Origin of the sequence: Acetatifactor aquisgranensis (genome assembly GCF_943193215.1) — a bacterium.
GTDB lineage: Bacteria > Bacillota > Clostridia > Lachnospirales > Lachnospiraceae > Acetatifactor > Acetatifactor aquisgranensis.
This window is the reverse complement of sequence record NZ_CALPDH010000086.1, coordinates 1-2,558: the sequence shown is the minus strand read 5'-3', so window position 1 is coordinate 2,558 and position 2,558 is coordinate 1. Positions and strand designations below refer to the sequence as shown.

The following is a 2,558-nucleotide window of genomic DNA, read 5'->3' as shown; positions in this document are numbered from 1 at the left end:
TGTCGGACGGCGAATTGAGGGAGACGCAAATGACGAATTATTTTTCCAACCTTTATCCAATTGACTGCGCAGTGCTGTCTGTGAATGCACAATCCTACCGAAAATATGGCACGCTGCCAGAGCATGAATTCCTTCCTGAAATATAAAAGGCCATGGATTCCATCAAGAGACCCACAGCCCTATGAAGCATTCAGTTCTTCAGCTGTCCGGCAGCCAGGGCGGGCAGATGGATCAGGCCGGTGGCGACAGTCACCGCATCCACCTTCCGCATCAGGGAGCCGATCCTTTCTTCATTCCAAAAGATATCGGAGAAATCGGAGAGCTCGCACCCTACATCATGGTTAGGGATGCACAGGTAGTTCCCATATTTATGCCGCCCGGCGAGGATGTGGAAGTAAGTCCCCCGCCCATTGATCTCAGCTTCATACCATCCGTTCCCCATGCTCAGCAGGATGATCTGCCCCGTCCAGGTCTCCCTGCGGGAGCCGTTTTTCAGGATACAGGTATAATTCATGTTCCATGCCTCCTATCCGAGATTCTGGCTGCTGACGGAGGCCAGGATGACATCCGTATCAATGACCTTCTTCTCCATCTGCGCCCCCAGTGTCAGTGCGTCGGTCATCAGGTTGTCCACCAGGCGGGGGCTCCCCTGGGAGTGGCTGTGGACGGCGGAAAGCGCGGCCTGGTCGATGATGGAGGCGGCCCCTCCGGCACAGGCAACCTTGTGGAGGACGTACTGCGCCACTTCGGAGTCTGAGAGCCCGGAAAAGTTGTAGTGCACTGTGATCCTCTGGCGCAGGGCCTCATGGACGGGCTTCTTCAGGGTGCTGTTCAGGTGGGGCTCCCCGCAGAGGATGAGCGTGAAGCAGTTCAGGGAGTCATACCCGTAGTTCATGAGCATCTTGATATCCTCCAGGATGCCGGTGGAGAGGTACTGTGCCTCATCGACTGCCAGGAGGAGGGGCTGCTTCTTGTCCCTGTAAAGGTAGAGGATCTGCTCCTGCACGGCACGGAACATGCCGGGCTTGCCGCCCCTCGGCTCTACCCCCAGGACAGAGCAGAGCTGGCGGTAGAACTCCATGACGCTGACGGTGGAGAGGCAGATGTACTCCATGTGGTAGAGGTTTGGGTTGAGGCTCTTTGCAAAGCAGCGCAGGGCGAAGGACTTGCCCATGCCGGGGCGTGCGGTAAAGAGCCCTATGCCTCTTGTGTCCTTTAAGTAGTCCAGGCGGGACGTCATCTCCGAGATGTCCTTTGAGAGGAACCGGTCCTTTTCCCTGGCGTTCTGCTTGTCGAAAGGGTTGAAGGAAAGCCCATAGTAGGAACGGAACATCAGCCCTCACCCCCGATCCTTGAATAATCGATGGACGGCGTGTTGTTGCGTTTCGTCCTGCAGTTCCCGTTCTTATCCGTAGGCCGGATGGGGTAATGCTCCCCTTCACAAAGGATGAAGGCGGAGGACATGTCGTCCGGCAGGAAACGGATCTCCACTTTTGAGGAGATGAACTGCATGGGGACGTCATAGGGCACCTTGTCGATGGAGACGGTGGAGTCCTTGTTCACCTTTCTGGTAATACGGTTCAGGAAACACTCTTCCAGCCATTCCCTGGACTTAGGGCTCCGGATGGCGGGACGGGTCTGCTGGTAGCGTTCCATGGGTGTGGTGCCGATACCGGAATGGACGGACGTATTGTAGGAGCGCATGTAATCCTTAAGAAGCCTATTGAACTGATCCAGGGAGGTGATGGAATCCATGTCCAGGGTATAAAGCCAAGTCTCCTTCAGTGTCCTGAACTGGCGCTCGATCTTGGCCTTGGAGGCTCCGTCACGTACTTTTGTATGTAAAAGGACGGTTCCGATGGATCCGCAGATGAGGGAGAGCTGCTCATTCGAGTAGCTGCAGCCGTTATCGACATAGAGCTTTGATGGGATTCCATGGGCTGCCACGGCATCCTTGAGCACCTTCTGGAAGTTATAGGCATTATCGTTATAGAAGAGGCCGCCGCCCACCAGAAAACGGGAATGGTCATCAATAATCATAATGCAGTAGACCCTCCTGCGCTGGCCGTGCTCCGTGATATAAGGCAGGTAACAGGTATCGGCCTGCCACATCTTCCCAAAGGCGTCTTCTTCAAATGCCTTCCTGTCCCGCATGCCGGGGTTGCGTGCCGATTTCAGGTCATGTTTCTTGACGAAGCGCTGGACGGCGCAGACGCTGACTGTGGCAGGGATGAAGGCTTCTTCAACGAGGTGCCGGTGGATCTGTGTAGAGTTCAGCCGTGGGAAGGCTTCCTTGAGGCGGTAGATCTCTTCGATGGCCGTGTCCGGGAGCACCCGGGTGGAGCCCTTATCGGAGCGTTCCTGGGGCATGAGGGCGTCGATGCCGCCGTTCTGGTAGAGGGACACCCATTTGCTGAGGGTCTTGGGGCTGTACTGGAACGCGGAGCCGTCAGGCAGGGTGAGGGGCTTTTCCGTGACCCTCTGGTAATAGGCGTTCCTGGACGCATCCGGATAAAGGCCATGGATGACCGGCGCTATGAGAGCGAGGCGGAACTGCG

3 protein-coding genes are annotated in these 2,558 nt (G+C 56.4%); all 3 read right to left on the bottom strand.

Translation table 11 applies throughout. From position 1 onward, the window contains the following. Positions 1–190: 190 nt before the first annotated feature. Positions 191–514, bottom strand: coding sequence for a DUF6618 family protein (locus NFS35_RS28715; RefSeq protein ID WP_172543878.1), 324 nt, complete (start codon positions 512–514; stop codon positions 191–193). A gap of 12 nt (positions 515–526) precedes the next feature. Then, positions 527–1,333, bottom strand: coding sequence for an ExeA family protein (locus NFS35_RS28710; protein WP_251210365.1), 807 nt, complete (start codon positions 1,331–1,333; stop codon positions 527–529). After that, positions 1,333–2,558: DDE-type integrase/transposase/recombinase (locus NFS35_RS28705; protein WP_251210364.1), on the bottom strand; the 1,226-nt coding region annotated here is incomplete at its 5' end. The genes NFS35_RS28705 and NFS35_RS28710, both read right to left, overlap by 1 nt.

What these genes read in the sequence shown, in the direction of transcription:
- NFS35_RS28715 (WP_172543878.1), bottom strand. Translation starts at nt 514, where the DNA reads ATGAATTATACCTGTATCCTGAAAAACGGCTCCCGCAGGGAGACCTGG.
- NFS35_RS28710 (WP_251210365.1), bottom strand. Translation starts at nt 1,333, where the DNA reads ATGTTCCGTTCCTACTATGGGCTTTCCTTCAACCCTTTCGACAAGCAG.